Genomic DNA, 23,894 nt, shown 5'->3' with positions numbered 1-23,894 from the left:
TCACCTCTGGCGATTGGCAGGACTTCGCAGATTTTTGGGGCGATAACGAAACGATCGCCCCGGACTTATCAGGCCGCAGTAACCTTGGCTACAGCACGCTCAAAGCGAGCCAGACCTTCAGCAATATCTGCCTCAGAGATCACCAATGAAGGGGTGAAACGAACCACGTTGGCGCCCGCCATCAGGCTCAGTAAACCTTCGGCAATGGAAGCGTTAAGGAAGTCGCGGCTGCGACCGGCATATTGCTCGTTCAGCACGGCCCCCAGCAGCAATCCCTTACCACGCACTTCAGAGAATACATGGTATTTTTCATTGATAAGGGCCAGGCCATCGCGCAGTAATTGCTCGCGATGTTTCACGCCTTCCAACACGTCTGTGGTGTTCACCACATCCATAACGGCATTACCGATAGCACAGGCCAGCGGGTTGCCACCGTATGTTGAGCCGTGAGTACCTACTTTCAGATGAGCGGCTATCTTGGCCGTGGTCAGCATGGCTGCTATCGGGAAGCCACCGCCCAATGCCTTTGCGGAAGTGAGGATATCGGGAACTATGTCGGTGCCCATATAGGCATACAGCTCACCGGTGCGGCCAATACCGGTCTGGACTTCATCGAAAATCACCAGCGCATTGTGCTTGTCAGCCAAACGGCGAACCGCGCGCAGGAACTCAGGATCACCGTTGATGATGCCACCCTCGCCCTGCAGCGGCTCAAGCATGATGGCACAGGTATTGTCAGATACGGCAGCTTCAAGCGCAGCAATATCGTTAAATGGCAGGTGGGTAATGGCTGCTGGCTTAGGGCCGAAACCATCAGAATACGCGGCCTGACCGCCCACAGAAACGGTAAAGAAAGTACGGCCGTGGAAAGCCTTGTCAAAGGCAATGACTTCAACCTTGTGCTCACCGAAGTTTTCGATGGCATAACGACGGGCCAGTTTCAGGGCCGCTTCGTTGGCTTCGGCGCCTGAGTTGGCGAAATAAACACGCTCAGCAAAAGTGGACTCAACCAGCTTGGTGGCCAGCGCCAATGCTGGTTCGTTGGTCATGGTATTGGACAGGTGCCACAACTTTTCGCCTTGCTCTTTCAGTGCAGAAACCAGCGCGGGATGACAGTGACCGAGACAGTTAACAGCAATACCACCGGCAAAGTCGACATACTCGTTACCCTGCTGGTCCCAGACTCGGCTTCCTTCACCGCGCACGGGAATTACGGCAGCAGGCGCATAGTTAGGCACCATAACTTCATCAAACTGGGCACGTGTCAGATTCATGTTGTCAGTCATTCCTGTTCATCCTTCGTATGTTTGGCAACCCTTGAGATTACCTGTTCCGCCGCTGCCTGACTGTTATTATGCTTGAGTTGGCAGCGTATGCTTGTTTTGGCTGGATGTCATTATTAGCCAAAATGTGATCAAAATACCAGTTTTTCACAATCAACTGCCACAAACCCGCACCTGTCGCTGCATAAAGATTTGCCATATAACAGTAGAAAAGCACCTAATGCGGGGAATTTTGGCATATTTAGTCATAAAAAAACTTATTAACCCGCATTTTTTTAGACTATGCAGCAAATATGCATAACTACACATCTGGCTCACCGCAGATAACGATGAATAAAATCCACGACTATCTGCCGCCCTTCCTTGGCTTCAGGCACAAGCTCAAACAATGGAAATACATGGGGCATATTGGCGATAAAATGGCTTTCCACTAGATTTCCCGCCGCTGCCAGCCGTACGGCCATGCGCTCAGAATCCTCAAGCAGCAACTCGCGCCTTCCCGCCAATAACAGTACCGGCGGCAGTCCATGCAAGTCACCATGGAGCGGACTGACTTCCGGCATCATGGGATTGGCGCCCCGGAGGTAAGCTCCCCGTAATCTGAGCAGTGACTCCGGGGTAAAAAAGGGGTCGTCCGCCGACAATAAGCGCTCACTGTCACCGGTAATCGCCAAATCCAATGCCGGGCTCAGGAGTACACAGCTCTGTGGCAACCGCAATCCCAGATCCCGTGCTTTCAGCAGCAAGGCCATACCCAAATTACCACCTGCGCTGTCACCCATAATCACAAACGGCCCCTGCCACCTGTCCAGAAATGCACTGAACCCTTCCAGCACGTCCTCAAATGGTGCAGGAAAGGGATACTCAGGTGCCAAGCGGTAATCAGGTACAAAAGCCTCAGCACCAAGCTGGCCACAAAGGGTGGCAATATAGCGACCGTGAGCATGGGGGGTTTTGAAACAAAAGCCACCGCCACGAACATAAAAAAGAGCTGGCTTTGCTGTATGCTCAGCCCCCTTCTGGGGGTTACCCGCCAAGCGGTAATGCAACAGCTGGCTGTGTGACAAGGACAATGCTTCTGTTACCAAGTCCTCCGGCCAGGGCAGATATCGACAATCAAGGGTTAAAAGACGCACACGGATATCTGCCAGCGACATGCGAACACCACGGGCGTTCATGCCGGGCTTGGCAATGTAGGAAAGAATGCTATTGAGAACCTTCGCCTGCCAACTTGCCACGATGCGGCCTCAGAAGAGATCCATCTTTCGGTAATTTTGGGCACTGAGGCGGATAACTTCCTGCTCCGAGAGACCGTAATATCGGTACATCAGTCTGGCTTCCTGGGGTTCCAGTAACCGGGCTTCCTCAAGGGTAGTGACCTGAGCATAGCATGACGCTTTGGCTAGAATTTGCGCATCCAAGGGCAACTCGGAGATAGTCAGGGTTTCATCCAATGCCTTTAAACTTTGCACCATCTCATGATTGTCAAATTTAAGCCTGGCCGGTATCGCCCAGGCCAATTTGGATGAGTGTTCGAATACCAGCTTCAGCACTTGCTCAGCAGGAAACTCGGTTGCCATCACAGCATCATAGAGTTCCTTGTCACGGCTGGCACTGGCTTCTCTGAGCCAATTACCCCAATTTTTTTCATAGATGGCTGCGGCGCTTCCAAGCACCATAGTGATCCCGAACTGCTCCAACATGGCACTGACAAAAGCAAGGGTCTCATTACGTTGGTGAAGTCTGGCTAGCGCCCGGGCCGCTGTGGCACACATCAACGAGTATTGCCACAGTTTACGATTGGTCCAAAGCAAACAGGAATGCCCGGTCGGTAACCAGTTACGCATACTGTAATAAGGCACCAACTGGCGCAGATTTTCAACGCCGATAAAGTTGAGAACTAACTTGATATCCGTCACCTGCACATCAGCACGTTGTGGGTGACGTTGGCGAAATGATGTGCTGTTGACTACATTGGTCAAGTCACGTGACAACCATCCCACACCATTCATCAGCAACCGGATCCGGCCCATATCAGGACTGGCTTTACACAGCTGCTCAAACAACGCCAACTGGGTTTCCGTAAGATGTGAGCGCTGAATCAGCCTATCCATATCCGACAAGGTGATAGCTATTTCATCCATGATGGTATCTGTAAGTTGGGCTGATACCGCCTGAAAAGTTTCCCGGGATTTTTGCTGACGTTCAATTCGCTCCAATACAGCTGCACGCTCTATATCGAGCTTGAAGGCAATGGACTCGAGCTCCTGATCCAATTCGTCAGCCATCTTTGACGCTTTCTGCCGGCCAACGATAAGTTGCCGGAATAAACGTCGTTCTAGCTCCAGGACTTTGCCAGGCTTTACACCGCCTACCGCACTGATAACCACCCTATCTTGCTCCCTCGGAGTAAACCTCTGATTTCCTATTCTTCATTATTAGCACATTTCGCCCCGCATGCGGGACTGATATTTGCCCAACTGACTGACAAACTATCAGTTTTTAAAAATAAAACAGGGCCATATGGCCCTGTTATCAACAACCGGTCAGCCGGTTACTTAAGTTCGGATTCAAACAGCTTATAAATCCGCCGGTATTCGTCGAGCCAGCTCGAAGGCTCACGGAAGCCATGGGGCTCAACCGGATAGATGGCGGTTTCGAACATGGACTTTTCAAGCTCAATCAGACGCTGCACCAAACGCACGCTGTCCTGGAAGAACACGTTGTCATCCAGCACCCCACTCATAATAAGCAGCGGCTTGTTCAAGCCTTCGGCATGGTAAATCGGCGAGCTGCGCTCAAAGGCGATGGCGTCCACATCCGGGGTATTGAGGATGTTGGAGGTGTAAGGCGCATTGTAGTGGGCCCAGTCGGTCACAGGGCGCAGTGCAGCACCGGCCTGGAACAGCTCAGGTTCGCGGAACAGCGCCATAAAGGTGAGGAAGCCACCGTAGGAGCCGCCGTAGGTGCCCACACGCTTGCCATCGACATTGGCGTTGTTCACCATCCAGGCCACGCCGTCTTTCAGATCTTCCACTTCAGGGTGGCCCATCTGACGGTAAATGGCGGTGCGCCAGTCACGGCCATAGCCCTTGGAGCCACGGTAATCCATATCCATCACCACGTAGCCTTGCTGGGCCAACAGGTTGTGGAACATGAATTCGCGGAAGTAACCCGAGAAACCAAAATGGGCGTTTTGCAGGTAGCCGGCACCGTGGTTGAAGATGACCGCAGGATACTTATCGGCCTTGGACGCATCATAGCCCTCGGGCAGATACACCCGCGCATAAACCACACCGGCGCCGTGGTTTGATGACACGGCCACCACGTTTGGTGCCTGCCAGGCGTAGTTCTTGAAGGCATCTGAGGTGTAGTGAGTCAGGCGGGTAAGCTTGCCGCCAATCTCCTGCACGTACAGCTCATCCGGCTGAATACGACTGGAGGCCGTCAGCAGCAGCTTGCTCTCATCAGGGCTTAAGCTGTAATCCAGAGTACCTTCCCACCAGGTAAGCTGCTCATCGCTGCCATCGGCCACAGACACACGGTACACATTGTAGATCCCGGGGTGGTCCTTGTTGGCCTTGTAGTAAATGAAGTTACCGTCTTTGCTCAGGGTCACGTCGCTGACCACAAAGCGGCCCTTGGTCAGCGCCTTATGCGCCTGGCCGGGAGCCTTGATATACAGCTGCGAGTAGCCGGACTCTTCCGACAGGAAGTAGAAGCGGCCATCGTTGAGCCAGCCAAACTGGTTGTAGTCGTAGTTTACCCAGGCATCGTCATGAAGACGATGCTCGGTGCTGAGCTTGCCTGAGTCGAGGTTAACCGAGGCAATCCAGCGGTCTTTGTTGTCCACGGCTTCCAGCATCACGAGCAGCTTGCCATCGTCGCTCCACTGAATGGCGCTCTGGCTCCAGCCCCAGTCCTGCATCAATTGCAGTTTACGGGCGGCTTTTTCGCTGCGGTATTCTTCACCGCGGGCCTTGGCGTTTTCGGCTTTCACCGATGCCAGCACATCCTCATCAAAGCCGGTAAGGCCTTCGATGCTGATTTCGTGTTTTTGACGCTCTTCAAGGTCAATCAGCACCAGGCGTTGGCCTGGGGGATTATCTTCGGCCACCCGGGCGCGGGCTGGCACTGCATCCACATATCCGTCTTTACCCAGGTAATTGGGCATGATGTCGTGCTCACTGCGGCCCTGATAGCTTTTATCCTGCAAAGCCAGCAACAAATAACGACCATCGGCCGACAACGACAGCTCGGTCACCAGCTCAGCGTCACCCAGATACCAGGGCTCAGCACTCATGGTGGCGTCGGCTTTCTCCAAGTCGGCTTTGAAGGCTTCTCTCGCCTTGGCTTTCTCGTGTTGGGCAGCAACGTATTGAATAAGACGTGCCTGCTCTTTGGCAAGATAAGTATCAGGAGCGGCCACACCTTTGGGCGCCTTGCTCATGCGTACATCAGCAATCTGCTCTACCAGGCCATTGCTGTGAAGACGGAATACTGCGTTGCCCTGCCAGAAGGCGATGTCACCATTATTGAGGAAACGCACACCATCCACCGGCGTATTGGTGCGGGTGAGCTGGGTGATGTCACCTGTTTGCAGCTGCTTTACAAACAGATTGCCCTGATAAACATAGGCTTTGCGCTTTGCTTCTGCGTCGAGGACGCCGTTGCGCTGGGATGCTTGATTCAGCTCAGCCAAACCAAGCTCTCTGGCCGCGCCATTCAGCGGCTGCACATAATAGTTTTTCACCGCAGCGGCGCTTGGCATGCGTTCGAAATAGACGCTGCTGCCATCATCGCTCCAGTAAGCGTTGCGGGCAAAAACTCCCATCCAATCAGGATTGGCCATGATTTGCTTCATGGTCAGCTTTTCTCCGGCGGTCACCGGCATAGCAAGCACTGGCTGGACTGACTGGGTTTGATTGATTTCTGCGGGGGCGGCCGATGGCTGCTCGGTGGCACTGCAGCCCGCCAAAATGGCAAGCGCCAGGGCACTCACGGCAAAGTGTCTGGTAATTGGGTTCATCATGCTTCCTTTGTTGTTATATGGGCGGGGCTTTATGGGCGGTGCCTCGTCTCGTAGTGGTGCCTGTTATACCATATTTGCCAACGGAACGACGAAAACCGCCGCCATCAAGGCCGCGAAAACTTGTAACAGAACGTCAAACGAAGGAAGGATCAGCGGGGCTGTTTAAGGAAGTTGTCCAGCAGTTCATGGCCCTGGGCGGTCAGAATGGACTCGGGATGAAACTGAACGCCGTACAGGGGCAGGGTTTGATGGCTGATGGCCATGATCTCACGGCCGTGCACAGGATCATCGAACCAGGCATCGAGAACAAACTCGCTGGGCACAGACTCAACCAGCAACGAGTGATAGCGGGTCACCCTGAGCGGGTTATCAAGCCCACGGAACAGCCGCTGCTGATTGTGGTCGATGTCGCTGGTTTTGCCGTGCATCACACGGCCTGCGCGGATCACTCTGGCGCCAAACACCTGCGCCATCGCCTGATGACCAAGACACACCCCGAGAATTGGCAATTTACCGGCAAAGTGCTCGATGGCCGCCAGCGAAATACCGGCATCGTCCGGCGTACAAGGGCCGGGAGAAATCACCAGATGGTCGGGGGCCAAGGCCTCGATTTGAGCCAGTTCAATGTCATCATGACGGCGCACCACGACTTCCTGTCCCAGTTGCTGAAAATACTGCACCAGGTTGAAGGTAAAGGAGTCGTAGTTGTCTATCATCAGCAGCATAATTGCGATTGCCCGTCCGATTTTTGCGCGTGGCTTGATTGGCGGCGAATGCTAGCACAGTGATACGCCACGGTCATCCGGCATAACTTATTTTGTCTATACTTATCTGACAACAATGACAAATAACGCCGCACGCCTATGACTGATTGGGAAGCCGGGCTGGTTCGTGCCATAACGATTGGCATACAACACTGCAAGGGGAAAACTGAAGAACGTAAGCTCATCCAGTGCAATGCCGGCGTCTATGTCGCCATGTCTACCATAGCCGCTTTTAACCTCGCTTTTATTATAAATGGTAACCTGGGTCTTATATATTCTGGCCTGGTACAACTTCCTTACCTGCTGTTAATGCCCTCTGTGCTGTGGTTAAACCATCGAGGCTTAAGATATCAAGCCACTATTTTATTGTTTATCTTGGTCACGGCAGATGCCCTGACTGCGCTTACCATGGCCCAGGGTGTCAGCATTGGCTTACATTATTATTTTGTTCTGTTTGCAATTCTGCCTGCTTCGTTTTTTGATGCTCATCGATGGTTGACCAGCATTAGTGTCTCTGTTTTCAACCTCTTGTTATTCAGCTATTTCGAAAACTTTGGCTGGCATGCACATCCGGCGGTGGCCGAAATACCCGAACTGGTGCTAAATCCATTGCGCATCTTGATGATTGGATCCTGTGTTGTCACCATACTGTTGCTGATCCTGATAAGCGAATATTACTCGACAGCGAATGAACGCCAACTGCAGCATCTGGCCGATACCGATGGATTGACCGGATTACCCAATCGGCGCGCCTTTATCGAACGTCTGGAACATGCAATTAAAGAGAGCCGCCCCTTTTGTCTGTTGATCATTGATGTTGATTACTTTAAGCGCATCAATGATTCTCACGGGCATCTTGCCGGAGATAAGGCGCTGAAGTTCATTGCCAATGAACTGAAACTGCATATGCGGTCGAATGAATTGATAGGACGGATCGGAGGCGAAGAATTTGCCATGGTGCTTTATACACCGTCGCCAGCTGACAATGTTCTCCGTACGGAAAAGGTATGCAACGATATCGCCGCAAAATCGCTGGAGCTGAATAAAAAAAGGGTGACACTCACGGTGAGCATTGGTGCCTGCCAGGTAAAGCCCCCGGCGAACTCACTTAATATTCTCACGCTGGCGGATGCTGCCCTATATGAAGCCAAGAGTCGAGGCCGCAACCGAGTTGAGGTGGTGAAGAGCTTTTGCAGCCGCTGATCCCCCTATCCAGCGCATTCCCAAACGAACACTTTGTGCAATATTTACAATAATTTCAGCGCATAAAAAAACCGGCAGCATTGCCGGTTTTAATTTGAAGATAAAGGTATTTCACCCCAGTGCTATTTCACCACGGTAAGATGGCCACGACGCTTTGGAGTATCGCTCGGCTCCTGCTTAACAGTGCTGACATCTTCAATATCAGTTGCTGGCAGATCCGATACTTCAGACTCGACCACACTGAAGAGCTCTTCTTCACTGTCATCGAGCAGATAGGCATCTTCAGCATCGAACACGGTACCGGCGCCGTTTTCACGGGCATAGATGGCGACAATAGACGCCATAGGCAACACCAGCTGATGCGGAACACCACCAAAGCGGGCATTAAACATCACGGCCTCATTACCAAGTTCCAGATTACCAACGGCACCTGTGGCAATATTAAGCACTATCTGACCATCCCGCACATATTGCTGCGGCACTTCAGTACCGGGAACAGTCGCATCCACCACCACGTGGGGAGTGAGCTGGTTATCCATCAGCCAATCGTAATAGGCTCGCAGCAAGTAAGGACGACTGGGAGTCAGCGGCTTCATTACATACCCATACGCATTTCGCGCTCGGCTTCGGTCAAAGAGGCCTTGAATGACTCACGGTCAAAAATACGGGTCATGTAAGCTTTAATATCTTTGGCCACACCGGTATCCAGATGGATCCCCAGTACCGGCAAACGCCACAGCAAGGGGCCAAGGTAACAATCAGCCAGACCGAATTCTTCACTCATGAAGTAAGGCATTTCACCAAACAAAGCGGATATGGCAATCAAACCTTCACGCAGTTCTTTACGGGCTGCATCGGCTCGGTCACCTTTCTTAATACGGTCAACCAGGGTGTACCAGTCAGTATCGATACGATGCATCATCAGACGGCTCTGACCACGGGAAACCGGGTAAACTGGCATCAGTGGCGGATGTGGAAAGCGCTCGTCGAGATACTCCATGATGATGCGTGATTCATACAGCACCAGTTCACGGTCCACCAGAGTAGGGACTGAATTATAAGGATTCAGCTCCAGCAGATCTTCAGGCATGTCATTAGGATCGACCTGTAAAACATCAACGGTAACGCCTTTTTCAGCCAGTACAATACGCACCTGATGGCTGTAGAGATCGTCGGCGCCGGAAAACAGAGTCATGATAGAGCGTTTGTTGGCAGCAAGAGCCATTGATACCCTCCAGAATCGAAACAAATAAAATAAACGAGGGGCTAATGCCCCCCGTTTCAATACGCGGATAGAGTATTTTACCCGCTATTGGCTATCAGTGTACATCCTTCCAGTATTCTTTCTTCAGGAGGAAGGCCACAATAAAGAAGATGAACAGGAAGCCAAGAACCCAAACACCCAGAGCTTCGCGCTCAAGTTTGACGGGCTCAGCTGAGTATACCAGGAAGCCGGTGATGTCACGGGCAGCTTGATCGTACTCTTCAGCATTCAGTTTACCGCCGGTGGCAACCAGACTACCGTCTGCCTGCTTCACTGCAATACCCTGCAAACCTTCAAGAACATGTGGCATACCCACTGATGGGAACACTGTGTTATTCACCCCAAATGGACGGCTTGGGTCTTTGTAGAAACCCTTGAGGTAGGAGTATACCCAGTCCTCACCACGCACACGGGCAACCAAGGTCAGATCAGGTGGTGCAGCACCAAACCACTTGGCCGCATCTTTCTCAGGAATGGCATTCTCCATCAGTTCACCCACTTTGGCGTCGGTGAAGATGAACTTACTGCGCATATCATCGATAGACACACCCAAGTCAGTCGCTACACGCTCGTAACGCTGGTACTGAGTGCTGTGACAGCCGGAGCAGTAGTGTTGAAACAGATCCAGACCACGAACCAGAGACTCTTTATCCTTCAGATCGATATTGGCCTTTTCCAGGTGCACGTTGTGGCCGCCAGCGGCGAAGCCAAGAGTCGGCACCAGAGCAACCAAAGCAATGAGTAACTTTTTCATTATTTAGTCAACCTCGCTGGAACTGGCTTGGTTTTCTCGTTCTTGCTGTATACCCACAAAGCGACGAAGAAGCCGAAGTAGGTAATGGTGAACACCTGAGCAGCAATGGTCAGAGCCGGGGTCGCAGGCACGGCACCGAGGTAACCCAGTACGATGAAGGACACAGAGAACTGAGCAATGTTCAGCTTATGAATGAAGCTTCTGTAGCGAACAGATTTCACCTTACAGCGATCCAGCCATGGCAACAGGAACAGTACCGCGATGGACAGACCCATCATGATAACGCCACCCAGCTTGTGTGGAACAGCACGCAAAATGGCATAGAACGGGGTGAAGTACCACACAGGTGCAATGTGCTCTGGGGTCTTCATTGGGTTAGCAGCCTCGAAGTTAGGCTTTTCGAGGAAGTAACCACCGCCCTCAGGCATAAAGAACAGCACGTAGCAGAACACAATCAGGAAGCCCGCCACACCTACAATGTCTTTCACAGTGTAGTAAGGGTGGAATGGGATACCGTCAACAGGCCAGCCGTTTTCGTCTTTGTTCTTCTTGATTTCGATACCGTCTGGGTTGTTTGAACCCACTTCGTGCAGGGCAATCAGGTGCAGGAACACCAGAACAACCAGTACCAGCGGCAGTGCAATCACGTGCAGGGCGAAGAAGCGGTTCAGGGTTGCGCCCGATACCACATAGTCACCACGGATCCACAGCGTCAGGTCATCACCGATAACAGGGATGGCACCGAACAGAGAGATAATTACCTGAGCACCCCAGTATGACATCTGACCCCATGGCAGCAGGTAGCCCATGAAGGCTTCGGCCATCAGCACGAGGAAGATCAGCATACCAAACAGCCACAGCAGCTCACGTGGCTTCTGGTATGAACCGTAGATAAGACCACGGAACATGTGCAGATAAATCACCACGAAGAAGGCCGAGGCGCCGGTGGAGTGCATATAACGCAGCAGCCAGCCATACTCTACATCACGCATGATGTATTCGATGGAAGCAAAAGCGCCTTCTGCGGTAGGTACGTAGTTCATGGTCAGCCAGATACCGGTAAGGATCTGGTTTACCAGCACCAACATGGCAAGAGAGCCAAAGAAGTACCAGAAGTTAAAGTTTTTTGGGGTCGCATACTGACCCACATGACGGTTATAAGTGGCCGTCATTGGGATACGTGCATCGATCCAATCGATAATGTTCTTAACCATTATGCAGTCTCCCCGTCGACACCAATGATCACATTCGCATCATCAAGGTACTTATGCGGAGGGATCACCAGGTTCAGTGGCGCAGGAACGCCCTGGAATACGCGGCCGGCCATATCAAACTTAGAGCCGTGGCAAGGACAGAAGAAGCCGGAGCTTACGCCCTCAACCTGCTCGCCGAATGACTCTGGCAGATAGGTAGGAGAACAGCCCAGGTGAGTACAGATACCAACAGCGATAAAGTACTCAGGCTTAATAGAACGTACACCGTTTTTGGCATACTCAGGTTGCTGTAATTCATCAGAAGAAGGATCACGCAGCTGACCATCGAGTTCAGGAAGTTGCTTAAGCACTTCCTCGGTGCGGCGTACAACCCAAACGGGCTTACCGCGCCACTCTACACGGATCAACTGACCTGGTTCCAGCTTACTGATATTAACTTCTACCGGCGCACCTGCAGCTTTCGCCTTGGCGCTCGGATTCCATGACTTGATAAAAGGAACCGCTACAGCGACGGCACCAGCACCGCCAACTACAGCGGTTGCGGCTGTCAGGAATCTGCGACGTCCGGTATCGACTGGCGCATTGCTCATCCACATATCTCCCAGCGGGGGTTGGAATTTTTTGTTATTCAAGAAGTTGCCTTGAGATAGCACATCCCGAAGCAAAATCAAAGTTTGAGGCGGGGCTCATTATAGCCAAAAAGTGGAGGCGGATCATAGTGAAAACACGCAACTAAGTTATGGAGATAGTGTTTTTTTTCATTCACTAATCGACACACTGGAGACTTGGAGGAGATCCTGCACGGAAAAACCGGTGACAACAAAACAACCACAAAAGCTAAATTAGTATTTAGTAATAATATTAAGCCAAAAAAAGCCCAACTTTTGTTGGGCTTTTCTCTGATTCAGTCACTTATTTAGGCTTGGCTTCCTTCATATAGCGGAAAAATTCGCTGTCAGGCTCAAGCACCATGACGTTGCCACTGCCGGCAAAGCTGGCTCGATAAGCGTCCAGGCTACGCATAAAGGCATAGAACTCAGGATCCTTCTTGTACGCATCGGCGTAGATCTTGGCAGCAACCGCATCTCCTTCACCGCGCAGGACCTGAGCATTACGCTGAGCATTGGATAGACGAACTACCACGTTGGCATCGGCGGTCGCACGAATTTTTTCAGCTTCCTCACGACCCTGAGCACGGTGTTCTTTCGCCACGGCCTGACGCTCGGCGCGCATACGCTGAAAAATCGATGAGCTGACGTTGGTTGGCAGATTAATCTGCTTCACCCGCACATCAACCACTTCGATACCCAGATCTTCGGCACTCTTGCGTACATTCTCCAGCGCATTGCGCTGCAGTTCATCACGGCCACTGTTTTCCTTATCTACCTTCTCACCCTCGCGGATGCCGGAAACAATTTCCTTGATGGTACGCTGACCGAACTCGGTGCGCAGGTCACTGTTGACTTTACGCTGCAATAGGGCTTCGGCATTGGACTTGATACCACCGTTGGTAGACAGGTAGTACTTCTCAAAATCATGAATGCGCCACTTCACATAAGAATCCACCATCAGGTCTTTCTTCTCGGAAGTTACGAAGCGATCTGCGGCACCATCCAGGGTCTGCACCCGGGCGTCGAGATTACGGACTGTGTCGATAAATGGCAATTTAAAGTGCAGGCCGGGACCAAACACCTTGGTACGCTCAACACCGTCCACATTTTCTTTCACGATGGCGTTAAAGCGAGACACAATGGCCCGTTCACCTTCATTAACTACCATCAGTGATGAACTCAGCACCGCAACAACTACCGCCAGGATAACCAGTAATAAACGACTCATTTCTTATTCCCTCCCCTGACGAACACGATCTTCACGGGACGGACGACCACTTACCGGCAGGCCAGTAGAGCGGCTGGAAGTGTTTGAGTCCACATGGTTTTGGGTAGGCATACCCGAATCATCACTGTTAGTTGCACCAACAGCAGGGCTCATCAGCTTATCCAATGGCAGGTACATCAGATTACCGTTGTTTTTAGCATCGATAAGCACCTTATTATTGCCGGAAAGCACCTCTTCCATCGCTTCGATATACAGACGCTGGCGGGTGACTTCAGGGGCAGCCTTGTATTCAGGCAGCATCTTATCAAAGCGTGCCACGGCACCCTGAGCCTGCTGAACTACCTGCTCCTTATAGGCTCGGGCATCTTCGGCAATACGTTGCTCCTGACCTCGGGCGCGAGGTTCAACTTCACGTTGATAGGCTTCGGCTTCACGGATATAGCGCTGTTCGTCTTCCTGTGCCGCAATGGCGTCATCGAATGCATCTTTGACTTCTTCCGGCGGACGGGCCGGCAGGAAGTTCACGTCAACAATGGTCAAGCCCAGCTTGTAAGGCTCGATAATACGCTCAAGCTCAGCCCAGGTGTCAGTACGGATTTTGTCACGACCAGTGGTGAGGATGTCATCCATGCGCGAATGACCCACAATATAGCGCAGGGCGCTGTCAGTGGCTTCACGCAAAGACGAGTTTGCATCGACGGCACTGAACAGGTACTGGTAAGCATCAGTGACCTTGTACTGCACAGCCAGTTCTACCTGCACTACGTTTTCATCGGACGTCAGAATGCTGCCCGCAGCGGGAATGGTGCGGAAAGCTTCCACATCCACCGGGAACACTTCATCAATAAAGGTGGCTTTCCAGCGCAGGCCGGGACCAACTTCACCTATATACTCACCAAATCGCAGGTGGACGCCACGTTCTGCTGTCTTGATGGTATAAAAACCAGACAGGAACCACACAGCAGCACCCAGCGCAAAAATAATGCCCAAGCCGCCGAAACCGACGCCATTGCCATTACCCTTGCCACCAAAGCGTTTGGAAATATTACGAAAGACTTCGTCCAGATCCGGTGGCCCCTTATCGTTGCCACCCTTGTTTCCCCAAGGGTCCTGCCCCTTGTTACCGGGCTCGTTCCAAGCCATTTAATACTCCATAAGTGGATGATATTAATAGTTAACAAACTACCCTATCAGTCGCTGTATCGACAATAAAGGTTTCCAACTCACCTTGACTCTGTTTAGCAAGCCTGCGCCAATCGGCATCAGACATACGAACAGACAAGATACAGTTCCCCAGATCGTCATACTCTTTCTGCTGTATCGCATCCAGTCGGTAAAACTGGCCAAGATAATGCCCGGCCGTGGCCGGAATTTTCAGGGTCAGTTCGGCAATCACATTGCCAACCAGCTCCTGAATTGCCTGGCGCAGTAAATCCAATCCCTGACTCTGCTGCGCAGATAACCAGACCCGGAAAGGCTTTCCGGTGTCATCTCGGTCTATGGCAGCTTGCATGCCTTCGACCAGGTCAATTTTGTTACACACGATAAGCTGAGGGATCTCGTCAGCTTCAATTTCCTTGAGAACCGCCTGCACCTGCTCTATGTTGTCACGCATCTTTTCATCTGCGCAATCAATCACGTGCAGCAAGAGGTCGGCCTCACGCGTTTCCTGCAGTGTCGCCTTAAAGGCAGCAACCAGATCGTGAGGAAGATGACGGATAAATCCTACGGTATCGGCAAGAATGGCTGCGCCATCGGGCAAGTCCAACTTGCGAAGGGTAGGATCCAGAGTCGCAAACAACTGATCAGCCGCATAAACCTCAGAGCTGGTCAACGTATTGAACAGAGTCGACTTGCCAGCGTTGGTATAACCAACCAGAGACACCGCTGGCATATCACTGCGTTGACGCGCCCGACGACTCTGTTCACGTTGTTTGTCCACCTTATCCAGACGACGGTTAATCGTCTTGATCCGACCGCGCAGCAGACGTCTGTCGGTTTCCAACTGAGTCTCACCCGGACCGCGAAGACCGATACCACCCTTCTGACGTTCAAGGTGAGTCCAGCCCCGTACAAGGCGAGTCGACATGTGGCGCAATTGCGCTAGCTCCACTTGCAACTTACCTTCGTGCGTTCTGGCACGCTGAGCAAATATGTCCAGAATCAGTGTGGTACGGTCGAGGACACGACAGTGGCACACCTGTTCCAGATTTCGCTCCTGAGCAGGACTCAGAGCGTGATTGAATATAACCACATTGGCATCAGTGGCGGCCACCATGGCGGCCAGCTCTTCTGCCTTACCGGAACCTACAAAAAACTTGCGATCCGGAGCTCGGCGACTTCCTGTGATTACACCAACGGCACGGGCACCCGCCGATTCCACCAATAACTGCAATTCGGCGAGATCTTCCCGACTGCCTTCGTCGGTAAAATCGATATGGACAAGAACCGCTGTTTCTCCCGCCTCATAACGATCAAACAAGAAGCAAACCTCTCAAATTCAGACTGCTATGATTACTGTTCGCCAGCACTGTCTTCCTGCTGGGCGTTATAACCGTTGCCGCCACCCTGATGGTTACCCACGTTAAAGGGACGTGATGGAACAACAGTAGAAATGGCGTGCTTGTAAACCATCTGACTCACAGTATTTTTCAGCAGGATTACGAATTGGTCAAAAGACTCAACCTGACCCTGGAGTTTGATGCCGTTAACCAAATAAATTGAAACAGGAACACGCTCACGGCGTAGTGCGTTCAAAAACGGGTCTTGTAAAGATTGCCCCTTAGCCATTTTTATTTCCTTTTTAAATTATAAAAATTCAACGCAAACCTTTTCTGTTTGAATTGAGTAGTATACAGCAAAATGCGGACACGCTAGCGGGATTGCTGTACAAGTTTCTCCAAATTCCCTTCGTCGCCGCTAATCAGCCATTGCAAATCAGGCCATCCCCGCAACCATGTTAATTGACGCTTGGCCAATTGCCTAGTGGCGGCAACAGCTTTTTCGACCATAGTATCATGGTCATACTGCCCCTCCAGATACTGCCATACCTGTCGGTAGCCCACACAGCGCATCGAGGGTAACTCAAGGTGCAGGTCGCCCCTGTCTTTAAGTCTTGCCACTTCATCGATAAAGCCCTGCTCAAGCATGGCTTCAAACCGCTGCCCGATAAGCTGGTGCAGGGTTTTGCGCTCCTTGGGTGCAATGGCAAATTGCACCATCCGATAAGGCAGAGACTCAGCTTTAGTTTGAGTGAGCTCAGTCAATGTCTTACCGGTGATCCGATAGACCTCAATCGCCCTCGACAGACGCTGGGGATCATTGGGATGAATACGCTCGGCGGCAACCGGGTCAATCTGCTTCAACTCATCATGAAGCGCCTGCCAGCCTTTTGCTTCCACATCCGCAGCAATCCCGGCTCTGACAGCGTCATCGGCACTGGGCAGCGGCGACAAGCCATCGAGTAAGGTCTTGAAATACATCATAGTTCCCCCAACCAACAGTGGGGTTCTACCACGGGATAGAATCTCTTCGATTTCCCGTACCGCATCGGCGCGGAAATCCGCTGCCGAGTAGCTCTCAAGCGGATCGAGAATATCAATCAACCTATGTGGTCCACGGGCCAGTTCAGCGGCCGTGGGTTTGGCGGTACCTATATCCATACCGCGATAAATCAGCGCCGAATCAACCGAGATGATTTCGCAGTTGTGGTGCTCGGCAAGCTCCAGAGCCAAGGCGGTCTTACCCGAAGCGGTTGGCCCCATCAAAAACAGCACCTTGGGCAGGTCTGTTTGCTCAGTGTTTGTGTTCATCAAGCCATGTCCGCCAGGGTAACTCCCGGGCACTCTCTAAAATGCGTTGCTGTGCGTCAGTATCCAGTGCCTGCAGCCGCTGCCACAGCCTGGGTGCCGCCTCAAAGCTGCTGACCTGGGCGGCAAGCCAACTGGCAAGCGCTTCATCAGCTGGAGGTTCGTGCTGTATCCAGGCCAATAATTCCGGAATAAGCCGCGCTAACTGACTGTCCCTCAGATATGGGGGCACTTTTTTGATTATCAACTGCTGATAGCGAATTGTCAGTTCCAGCCCCATTTTCCGCAGCAGCGCATCACGGCTTTGCAATATATCGGCCCAATCTGAGTCTGCCTGCACCGATACCGGCATCAGCAGCGGCTGACCAATCAGCCCTGTTGGCAACCTGCCAATAAGCTCTTGCCTTAACAGATCTTTTGCAACCTGAGTCAGTGAAAGCAACCTGAGGCTATCACCTTCACACACAACCCAATACTGGCCATCAAGTAATGGCGGCATGGGTATCAGGCTCGACTGCCGCTCAGCACCCGGAGCGGCAAATCCCTGCGCCTGACTTAACGGAATGGTACTGGCGGGCGTACTTAACAGCTCGCCGTAGCGCTGCGCGGCAATTTGCCTGTCTCGGCCACTTTTGTCACCAAAACCCGGTTGAGCAAGGTGGTCCCGCACATAACGGCTGCCCTGGCCTGAACTGGCACCATAGCCTTTGTGCTCGGATGCAGCCTGCCCCAATCCAGCCGAAGCCGGAGCGGCGCCCCGCACGCTCGCGCTGGCAAAGTTTGCTGATTTCGACTGTTGGCCGCCACCCAGCGTAAAGGCTTCGGCGTATTCAGCGCTCTCGGCCCGATAACTGGCGTGAGACTCTGCCACTGCCTTTTGACCTGATTCCGGCTCACCATCGTTATGCTGGAAGCTGCCAATGCCATCCTTCGGTGCATTCGCAGTCAGTGGCAAGTCGCGCATTTGACTCAAGGCCGATTGCAGCACCTGCAGAATAAAATCATGAACATAACGAGCCTGATGAAAACGAACTTCGTGCTTTGCCGGGTGCACATTCACATCCACCTGATGGGGATCTACATCCAGCCGCAGTACAAACCCGCCCTGCTCCAACGCACCGCATTCAGCAAACGCCTGACGTACAGCGTGGTTCACCAGACGGTCACGCACCAGGCGTCCATTCACATAAAAGTAATGACATTCAACAGTATCATTCAACACAGGAGACTGCAGATATCCGCCAAGATGCATCCCATCATGACGACAATCTACCTTAATTGCTGTGTCAGCAAAGGCGCGTCCGGCAACCTGCCCCAACCGCTGCAGATACTGAACTTCGGTGGAGGCCGCGCGGAACTGTCGTACGGGTTTACCGTTGTGAGTCAGGGAAAAATGCACATCAGAGCGTACCAGAGCTATACGCTTAAGCCACTCATCAATATGGGTGAATTCGGTTTTGTCGCTCTTTAAAAAACGCCTGCGGGCCGGGGTGTTAAAGAAAAGGTCGGCCACTTCAATAGTGGTGCCCACCGGATGGGCGGCAGGCATGACCTTAAGTGCAACTTCCGAGCCTTCCGCATAGGCCTGCCAAGCTTCGGCCTGCTCGGCGGTACGGGAGGTTAAGGTAAGACGGGACACTGAGCTGATACTCGCCAGCGCTTCACCGCGAAAACCAAAACTCAGAATGGCTTCCAGGTCTTCCAGAGTTTGCACCTTGGAGGTGGCATGACGGGCCAGCGCCAATGCCAGCTCATCCTTGGGGATGCCACCACCATTATCGCGAATGCGAATAAGCTTGCTGCCGCCTTTGTCGATATCGATATCGACCCGGGTAGCACCGGCGTCCAGACTGTTTTCCACCAGCTCTTTGATGACAGAGGCTGGCCGCTCCACCACCTCGCCGGCTGCAATCTGGTTTGCCAACTGGGGGGGCAATACCTGAATTGCCATAAAAATCCTTGTTTAACCTTTGGGAATAACCAACTGCTGACCAATACGGAGGGTATCGGACTTAAGGTTATTGGCTTGACGCAAGGCCGTTATTGAAATGCCATATTGAGCGGCAATAACAGAAAGAGACTCACCGCGGCTCACTTTATGCTTGCTACTGCCACTGCGCTTTGCCAATAAAGAATCTGCTGGGGCATTGGCTTCGAAATAACGCAGCACCCCTGAGTGTATCGCGCGCGCCAACTTATCTTGATGGGTCGCGTTCTTCAGCTGGCTTTCCTCTTTGGGATTGGAGATAAAGCCGGTTTCCACCAAAATAGAAGGAATATCCGGTGATTTAAGTGCCGCAAGGCTTGCTGACTCGGGCAGATTTTTATGTAGTGGCGTAACCTTTCCCAATTCCTTGAGTACATCACCGGCAATGCTGTGACTAATCGCCATGGAGCGGTCCATCGACATATCAAGCAATGTCATCGCCAGGTACTGCTCATTATCTGCGTTTTGAATAATTTCGCCGGCGCCGCCCAAAAGTTCGGAGTGCTTTTCCTTTTGTTCAAGCCAACGACCAATCTCGGTATTTGCTCTGCGCATGGACAGCACCCACACAGATGCACCACGGGGCTCTGGTGATGTAAAAGCATCAGCGTGAATGGAAACCAGCAAATCAGCCCTGTGCTTACGAGCCAACTCAGAACGCTTATTTGGATGAATGTAGTAGTCGCCGGTTCTTGTCAGCACCGCTTTCATCCCTGGTGTGGCATCAAGCTTGGCCTGAACCCGCTTGGCGATTTCAAAAGCGACCTTTTTCTCATAAAGACCAGAGGGGCCAATAGAACCCGGATCATCACCGCCGTGGCCGGCATCTATGGCCACAATAATATCTCTCGCTGACTCACTCGGAGCCGCTATGGTACGAGTTTCTTTGCCTTTTTCCTCCAAATCGACAACCAGTCGGTTGCCATAGGGTTCGGTGGGAGGCAATGAAAACAAATTGGCATTGACCGGCCTGTTTAAATCTATCACAAGCCGCAACACGCCTTTTTTCGGCGGTTTACTTAAGCGGATCCGTTTAACCAACTTAGAATTATTGGCAATCTTATCCAGCGCCAGCTTGGTTTGGGAGTCATCCAGATCCACGACCAAACGATCCGGCGCAACCAGAGTCGACTGGGTGTACGAAGGCTTGGCGGTGAGATCGAACACCACCCGGGTAGATTCCGGTGCAGCCCAAATTCTTACCCCTTCAAGCTTGTTGGCAGCCAAACTGCCAAAGGATAAAAACAGGCCCAAAATACATAAAACGCGATTTATAGTTATATTCATTCGGCAAGATATTTCAGTACTGTCACACCTGCATCTGAACCGGCATGAAGCTTCAGCTCACGTCCCAATCCAGCGTAATTTAAATGAAGATGGAGGTCAGCCTCTGGTAATAAGCCCTGCCCTCTTTCAGGCCACTCTACTATACATAGACTGGTGTCAGAAAAATAATCCCGGATCCCCATAAACTCCAGCTCTTCCGGATCGGCCAAGCGATAAAGGTCAAAATGATATATTTCTATACCTGGAAGCTCATAGGGTTCCACCAGGGTATAAGTCGGGCTTTTAACCGCCCCATCATGACCCAGTGACTGAATGAGACCTCGACTGAACGTGGTCTTTCCAGCACCCAGTTCTCCGGTGAGGTAAATAGTTAACGGGGGATGTATAACTTGGGCAAGCTTCTTGCCAAGCGCTACAGTGTTGGCTTCGTCTTCGAGAAAAATCTTAAGGTCTTTCATCCCGGCTCTTCAATAAATACAGCAGTACCGGCACCGTATGCCGGTACTGGCGTCATCATTGTGGCCTAGATTAAATCACTATTGACCAATTGGCGAATAAAAGGCATCAGATCGCTGGCCAACATGCCACGCTCACCGTCTTTTGCGGCCAAATCGGCTGCTTCTCCATGTATAACTACACCGGCAACTGTCGCCGTCATAGTCTCAAGCCCCTGTGCCATCAACGCTGCGATAATACCCGATAAAACATCACCACATCCACCACTGGCAAGGCCCGGATTACCCACTGGCGCAACAATCAGCATATTACCGTCATAAATCAGTGTCCCAGCGCCTTTTAGTAACACCACGCCACCAAAAATTTGATGCAATTTGCGCACGGCATCAAAACGGTTGGCCTCCACTTCAGTAATAGTAACGCCCAATAAGCGGGCAGCCTCTCCGGGATGCGGTGTCAACACACGATTGACCTGTCGGCATGGCTCTTTCGAAAGCAAGTTAAGTGCGTCTGCGTCCAGTACACACGGCTTATCCGACAAACCTACAGCCTTATAAAGGTTGTATGCCCAGTCATCCTTGCCTAACCCAGGCCCCAATACCAGCACGTCAGCCCAACCGAGTCGCAAATACACTTCCATATCGACCAGTTCGCAGCCCCAAAACATCAGTTCCGGGCGGTTGGCATTCACAGTCAGCTGATGCTCAGGCCGGCTTATTACCGTGACCAAACCGGCTCCGGCCCTCAGGCATGCCTCACCCGCGAGACGAACGGCACCGGCCATACCATAGTTGCCTCCCATCACGGTTACCTTACCGGACTTACCTTTATGGCTGTCTCGGGCGCGTCTCCCAAGCAGATCTTTAAGAAATCCACCATCCACCCGTTGTGCGGCAGGCTGGGTTTCAGCCAATATCTCCCCCAACCCAACTGAGGCATACATGACAGTACCGGCAAAATGACGAGCCCGGGAAGTGAAAAGTCCCTGCTTCAAGCCACCAAAACAGAGAGTAACATCTGCCTCAATAGCCACAGGAATAATATTTCCTGTGTTGGCATTTACGCCAGAAGGCAAATCCAGGCTCAATACCCAGGCACGCTGTTCATTTACGGCCTCAATGCATTGCTTTAAGGGCTCAGATAATTCGCCTGCTACACCAGTTCCGAGCATTCCATCCACTATGACTTCGGCTTCTGCAAGCAGGTCTTCGTCAAAGTTTTCAATTTCCCCACCTGCATTGACATAAGCCTTGAGTGCCTGTGCATGCTCCGGCGTTTTCCCTGCGGCCAAAAGGGCAACCCTTGGGGTGTTACCACGAGCCAATAGCAATCTCGATAACACTAAAGCATCAGCGCCATTATTGCCTTTACCGACCAGAACCAGAGTGCGGCAATCACTTTTCTCCAGAGAGTCAAGAATCGCCATGGCCGCAGACCCCGCCTGTTCCACCAAATCGTACTGGGAACACTGACCTCTATGGATGGCCTCGTGTTCAGCCTCCCTAATCTGAGCCGCGGTGTATAGTGATTGTGGCAAGGTGATAGTGAGCGCGCTCATGCCATGACTCCGTTTTTACCTTATAACAATGAGATATCAATCTCTTAAAGACTTAAATTCGTGGACATAACTGGCGACCGACTGGATTACTTTATACACTTGGGAATGGGCACTTTGGGTTGGCCTGAATCTAAGTCGGAGAACACCAATGACTGGCACAAGGACGATGCTGCTCACCTTGTTGATCTTGGTACTTTCAGTACTCTTGATCAGTCTTCCTTTGTCTTCAAATATTCTTATCCAAGCCTTGCTGCTGCTCTGCGTACTACTGGTCGCTTTAGGCCTTTATAAAGCCATCACTCTCCCCCTGCAGGATAAAGACAACGACAAGTCCTGAGGGCAAACTCAATCGAAAGGTAGCAGCCCCAAGGTATAGCGAACCATGACTTACATCATTTAAATCGTAATTAACTAAATTACGCATAAAAAAGCCGGCAACTTGTGCCGGCCTTGAGCGTCAGGAGCTAGGCTTAAATATCATCCATGCGGATAGTGCTGTGCACCAATCGTTGTTGCTGAATTTTCTCAACCCGGACTAAATCTGCCAGCGCGCTGCGGATCTCTTCGGTTTGCGAAGTTTCCACCGTTTTCTCCAGCAAACCAATCAATCGATTCTCCAGATCCAGATGTAAGCTCAATACATCATCTTCCTGCATATTAGCCGGCAACATTGTACGTTGGCAGCGCTTTACAAAATCTTCAAAAATCAGATCTTTGTACCAAGTGTCCAACAGCCTTGCCGGCGCATCATCCACATAGTCTTCCAAGGTTTGGGCTACGTGTTTTTGCTGTTGTTGAAAGTACTCGAGCATCAGCTTAACTCTGGACGAATCCGCCTGAGCATGCAGTCTGCCATACAGCTGCGCCATCTCCAGCCGGCATGTAGCCAAATACTCCAGAAGCTCACGCAATTGTTGAATACGCATAGGACTGCCTCCTTTTGGGGTGACCGCTTAACGGTCAAAAATGAACTTTGTCTGCAGGCATTATGGAAGTTATTCAAACCGTTTTTTTTGAAATGCATCATAATTCAGCACTGGCGAAATCCAGTCTGGGTGGGCTTTTGGCAGTTTTTTGCAGGGGATCACCCTCTTTGAAGACTCTGTGCTGAGCTTCACATCAATTGGCAAGAATACGCCAACGAAAGCACGACGAATAAAGCGTCAGTGAAAATCAATAACTATAGGTGTTGATTAAATAGAGGGGGGTAGAGATTGGAGCGACATATCGGGTTCGAACCGATGACCTATACCTTGGCAAGGTATCGCTCTACCAACTGAGCTAATGTCGCATTTTCGTTTTAAGGCCGAAACGCCTGAAAATTTGGAGCGACATATCGGGTTCGAACCGATGACCTATACCTTGGCAAGGTATCGCTCTACCAACTGAGCTAATGTCGCATTTTCGTTTTAAGGCCGAAACGCCTGAAAATTTGGAGCGACAT

General features: G+C 51.7%; 21 protein-coding genes and 2 tRNA genes. 1 reads left to right on the top strand and 22 read right to left on the bottom strand.

Annotated features, from left to right (window positions below; genetic code table 11):
- Positions 1-68: 68 nt before the first annotated feature.
- The 5 genes from ABYK60_RS08635 to ABYK60_RS08615 form a co-directional block, all read right to left on the bottom strand.
- Entirely contained in the window at positions 69-1,286 is a 1,218-nt protein-coding gene (locus tag ABYK60_RS08635; RefSeq protein ID WP_372871584.1) for an aspartate aminotransferase family protein, read from the bottom strand.
- A 311-nt stretch (positions 1,287-1,597) separates the two neighbouring features.
- Positions 1,598-2,521, bottom strand: coding sequence for an alpha/beta hydrolase (locus ABYK60_RS08630; protein ID WP_372871583.1), 924 nt, complete (start codon positions 2,519-2,521; stop codon positions 1,598-1,600).
- Between the two features lie 9 nt (positions 2,522-2,530).
- Entirely contained in the window at positions 2,531-3,673 is a 1,143-nt protein-coding gene (locus tag ABYK60_RS08625) for an HDOD domain-containing protein (RefSeq protein WP_372871582.1), read from the bottom strand.
- 164 nt (positions 3,674-3,837) lie between these two features.
- Complete coding sequence (locus ABYK60_RS08620; protein WP_372871619.1) at positions 3,838-6,312, bottom strand: prolyl oligopeptidase family serine peptidase; 2,475 nt, start codon at positions 6,310-6,312, stop codon at positions 3,838-3,840.
- Positions 6,313-6,464: 152 nt separating this feature from the next.
- Complete coding sequence (locus tag ABYK60_RS08615) at positions 6,465-7,040, bottom strand: aminodeoxychorismate/anthranilate synthase component II (protein ID WP_372871581.1); 576 nt, start codon at positions 7,038-7,040, stop codon at positions 6,465-6,467.
- Between the two features lie 138 nt (positions 7,041-7,178).
- Between ABYK60_RS08615 and ABYK60_RS08610 the strand changes: the two genes are divergently transcribed.
- Positions 7,179-8,282 carry a GGDEF domain-containing protein gene (locus ABYK60_RS08610; protein ID WP_372871579.1) on the top strand — a complete coding sequence of 368 codons (1,104 nt, stop codon included), beginning with the start codon at positions 7,179-7,181 and terminating at the stop codon, positions 8,280-8,282.
- Positions 8,283-8,404: 122 nt separating this feature from the next.
- Here ABYK60_RS08610 and ABYK60_RS08605 read toward each other — a convergent pair whose 3' ends face one another.
- From ABYK60_RS08605 to ABYK60_RS08525, 17 genes are all read right to left on the bottom strand, one after another.
- Positions 8,405-8,878: a ClpXP protease specificity-enhancing factor gene (locus ABYK60_RS08605; RefSeq protein ID WP_372871578.1), complete on the bottom strand. Its 474-nt coding sequence runs from the start codon at positions 8,876-8,878 to the stop codon at positions 8,405-8,407.
- Complete coding sequence (sspA, locus tag ABYK60_RS08600) at positions 8,878-9,507, bottom strand: stringent starvation protein SspA (protein ID WP_372871577.1); 630 nt, start codon at positions 9,505-9,507, stop codon at positions 8,878-8,880. Before sspA ends, ABYK60_RS08605 begins: the two co-directional genes overlap by 1 nt.
- A gap of 94 nt (positions 9,508-9,601) precedes the next feature.
- Positions 9,602-10,300 (bottom strand): cytochrome c1, encoded by a 699-nt coding sequence (locus ABYK60_RS08595; protein WP_372871576.1) that lies wholly within the window; start codon positions 10,298-10,300, stop codon positions 9,602-9,604.
- On the bottom strand, positions 10,300-11,514 hold the full coding sequence (locus ABYK60_RS08590; protein ID WP_372871575.1) for a cytochrome bc complex cytochrome b subunit: 1,215 nt from the start codon (positions 11,512-11,514) through the stop codon (positions 10,300-10,302). The genes ABYK60_RS08595 and ABYK60_RS08590 overlap by 1 nt, the downstream gene beginning before the upstream one ends.
- Entirely contained in the window at positions 11,514-12,104 is a 591-nt protein-coding gene (petA, locus tag ABYK60_RS08585; RefSeq protein WP_372871573.1) for a ubiquinol-cytochrome c reductase iron-sulfur subunit, read from the bottom strand. The genes ABYK60_RS08590 and petA overlap by 1 nt, the downstream gene beginning before the upstream one ends.
- Positions 12,105-12,426: 322 nt before the next feature.
- Positions 12,427-13,353 (bottom strand): protease modulator HflC, encoded by a 927-nt coding sequence (gene hflC / locus ABYK60_RS08580; RefSeq protein WP_372871572.1) that lies wholly within the window; start codon positions 13,351-13,353, stop codon positions 12,427-12,429.
- 3 nt (positions 13,354-13,356) lie between these two features.
- Positions 13,357-14,496 (bottom strand): FtsH protease activity modulator HflK, encoded by a 1,140-nt coding sequence (gene hflK, locus ABYK60_RS08575; protein WP_372871571.1) that lies wholly within the window; start codon positions 14,494-14,496, stop codon positions 13,357-13,359.
- Between the two features lie 31 nt (positions 14,497-14,527).
- Positions 14,528-15,835, bottom strand: a complete 1,308-nt coding sequence (hflX, locus tag ABYK60_RS08570; RefSeq protein ID WP_372871570.1) for a ribosome rescue GTPase HflX — start codon at positions 15,833-15,835, stop codon at positions 14,528-14,530.
- Positions 15,836-15,867: 32 nt separating this feature from the next.
- On the bottom strand, positions 15,868-16,143 hold the full coding sequence (hfq, locus tag ABYK60_RS08565; protein ID WP_372871569.1) for an RNA chaperone Hfq: 276 nt from the start codon (positions 16,141-16,143) through the stop codon (positions 15,868-15,870).
- Positions 16,144-16,226: 83 nt separating this feature from the next.
- Complete coding sequence (gene miaA / locus ABYK60_RS08560) at positions 16,227-17,165, bottom strand: tRNA (adenosine(37)-N6)-dimethylallyltransferase MiaA (RefSeq protein ID WP_372871568.1); 939 nt, start codon at positions 17,163-17,165, stop codon at positions 16,227-16,229.
- Positions 17,149-19,113, bottom strand: a complete 1,965-nt coding sequence (gene mutL, locus ABYK60_RS08555; RefSeq protein WP_372871566.1) for a DNA mismatch repair endonuclease MutL — start codon at positions 19,111-19,113, stop codon at positions 17,149-17,151. Before mutL ends, miaA begins: the two co-directional genes overlap by 17 nt.
- Positions 19,114-19,125: 12 nt before the next feature.
- Positions 19,126-20,436 (bottom strand): N-acetylmuramoyl-L-alanine amidase, encoded by a 1,311-nt coding sequence (locus tag ABYK60_RS08550; protein ID WP_372871565.1) that lies wholly within the window; start codon positions 20,434-20,436, stop codon positions 19,126-19,128.
- The gene (tsaE, locus tag ABYK60_RS08545; RefSeq protein WP_372871564.1) at positions 20,433-20,894 is read right to left on the bottom strand and encodes a tRNA (adenosine(37)-N6)-threonylcarbamoyltransferase complex ATPase subunit type 1 TsaE; all 462 of its coding nucleotides are present in this window, start codon (positions 20,892-20,894) and stop codon (positions 20,433-20,435) included. Before tsaE ends, ABYK60_RS08550 begins: the two co-directional genes overlap by 4 nt.
- 65 nt (positions 20,895-20,959) lie before the next feature.
- Positions 20,960-22,450: an NAD(P)H-hydrate dehydratase gene (locus ABYK60_RS08540; RefSeq protein WP_372871563.1), complete on the bottom strand. Its 1,491-nt coding sequence runs from the start codon at positions 22,448-22,450 to the stop codon at positions 20,960-20,962.
- A gap of 470 nt (positions 22,451-22,920) precedes the next feature.
- Positions 22,921-23,376: a hypothetical protein gene (locus tag ABYK60_RS08535; RefSeq protein ID WP_372871562.1), complete on the bottom strand. Its 456-nt coding sequence runs from the start codon at positions 23,374-23,376 to the stop codon at positions 22,921-22,923.
- A 289-nt stretch (positions 23,377-23,665) separates the two neighbouring features.
- A tRNA-Gly gene (locus tag ABYK60_RS08530) sits at positions 23,666-23,741 on the bottom strand.
- Positions 23,742-23,774: 33 nt separating this feature from the next.
- Positions 23,775-23,850, bottom strand: a tRNA-Gly gene (locus ABYK60_RS08525).
- Positions 23,851-23,894: the final 44 nt, after the last annotated feature.

Source organism: Shewanella sp., from assembly GCF_041630135.1.
Lineage (GTDB): Bacteria > Pseudomonadota > Gammaproteobacteria > Enterobacterales > Shewanellaceae > Shewanella.
The sequence above is the reverse complement of the archived record's forward strand: the minus strand, read 5'-3'. Positions and strand labels throughout refer to the sequence as shown.

Excerpts from the sequence above, each read along its gene's own strand:
- ABYK60_RS08635 (WP_372871584.1), bottom strand. The coding sequence starts at position 1,286 with ATGACTGACAACATGAATCTGACACGTGCCCAGTTTGATGAAGTTATG.
- ABYK60_RS08620 (WP_372871619.1), bottom strand. The coding sequence starts at position 6,312 with ATGAACCCAATTACCAGACACTTTGCCGTGAGTGCCCTGGCGCTTGCC.
- ABYK60_RS08615 (WP_372871581.1), bottom strand. The coding sequence starts at position 7,040 with ATGCTGCTGATGATAGACAACTACGACTCCTTTACCTTCAACCTGGTG.
- ABYK60_RS08610 (WP_372871579.1), top strand. The coding sequence starts at position 7,179 with ATGACTGATTGGGAAGCCGGGCTGGTTCGTGCCATAACGATTGGCATA.
- ABYK60_RS08605 (WP_372871578.1), bottom strand. The coding sequence starts at position 8,878 with ATGAAGCCGCTGACTCCCAGTCGTCCTTACTTGCTGCGAGCCTATTAC.
- sspA (WP_372871577.1), bottom strand. The coding sequence starts at position 9,507 with ATGGCTCTTGCTGCCAACAAACGCTCTATCATGACTCTGTTTTCCGGC.
- ABYK60_RS08595 (WP_372871576.1), bottom strand. The coding sequence starts at position 10,300 with ATGAAAAAGTTACTCATTGCTTTGGTTGCTCTGGTGCCGACTCTTGGC.
- ABYK60_RS08590 (WP_372871575.1), bottom strand. The coding sequence starts at position 11,514 with ATGGTTAAGAACATTATCGATTGGATCGATGCACGTATCCCAATGACG.
- petA (WP_372871573.1), bottom strand. The coding sequence starts at position 12,104 with ATGAGCAATGCGCCAGTCGATACCGGACGTCGCAGATTCCTGACAGCC.
- hflC (WP_372871572.1), bottom strand. The coding sequence starts at position 13,353 with ATGAGTCGTTTATTACTGGTTATCCTGGCGGTAGTTGTTGCGGTGCTG.
- hflK (WP_372871571.1), bottom strand. The coding sequence starts at position 14,496 with ATGGCTTGGAACGAGCCCGGTAACAAGGGGCAGGACCCTTGGGGAAAC.
- hfq (WP_372871569.1), bottom strand. The coding sequence starts at position 16,143 with ATGGCTAAGGGGCAATCTTTACAAGACCCGTTTTTGAACGCACTACGC.
- miaA (WP_372871568.1), bottom strand. The coding sequence starts at position 17,165 with ATGAACACAAACACTGAGCAAACAGACCTGCCCAAGGTGCTGTTTTTG.
- mutL (WP_372871566.1), bottom strand. The coding sequence starts at position 19,113 with ATGGCAATTCAGGTATTGCCCCCCCAGTTGGCAAACCAGATTGCAGCC.
- ABYK60_RS08550 (WP_372871565.1), bottom strand. The coding sequence starts at position 20,436 with ATGAATATAACTATAAATCGCGTTTTATGTATTTTGGGCCTGTTTTTA.
- tsaE (WP_372871564.1), bottom strand. The coding sequence starts at position 20,894 with ATGAAAGACCTTAAGATTTTTCTCGAAGACGAAGCCAACACTGTAGCG.
- ABYK60_RS08540 (WP_372871563.1), bottom strand. The coding sequence starts at position 22,450 with ATGAGCGCGCTCACTATCACCTTGCCACAATCACTATACACCGCGGCT.
- ABYK60_RS08535 (WP_372871562.1), bottom strand. The coding sequence starts at position 23,376 with ATGCGTATTCAACAATTGCGTGAGCTTCTGGAGTATTTGGCTACATGC.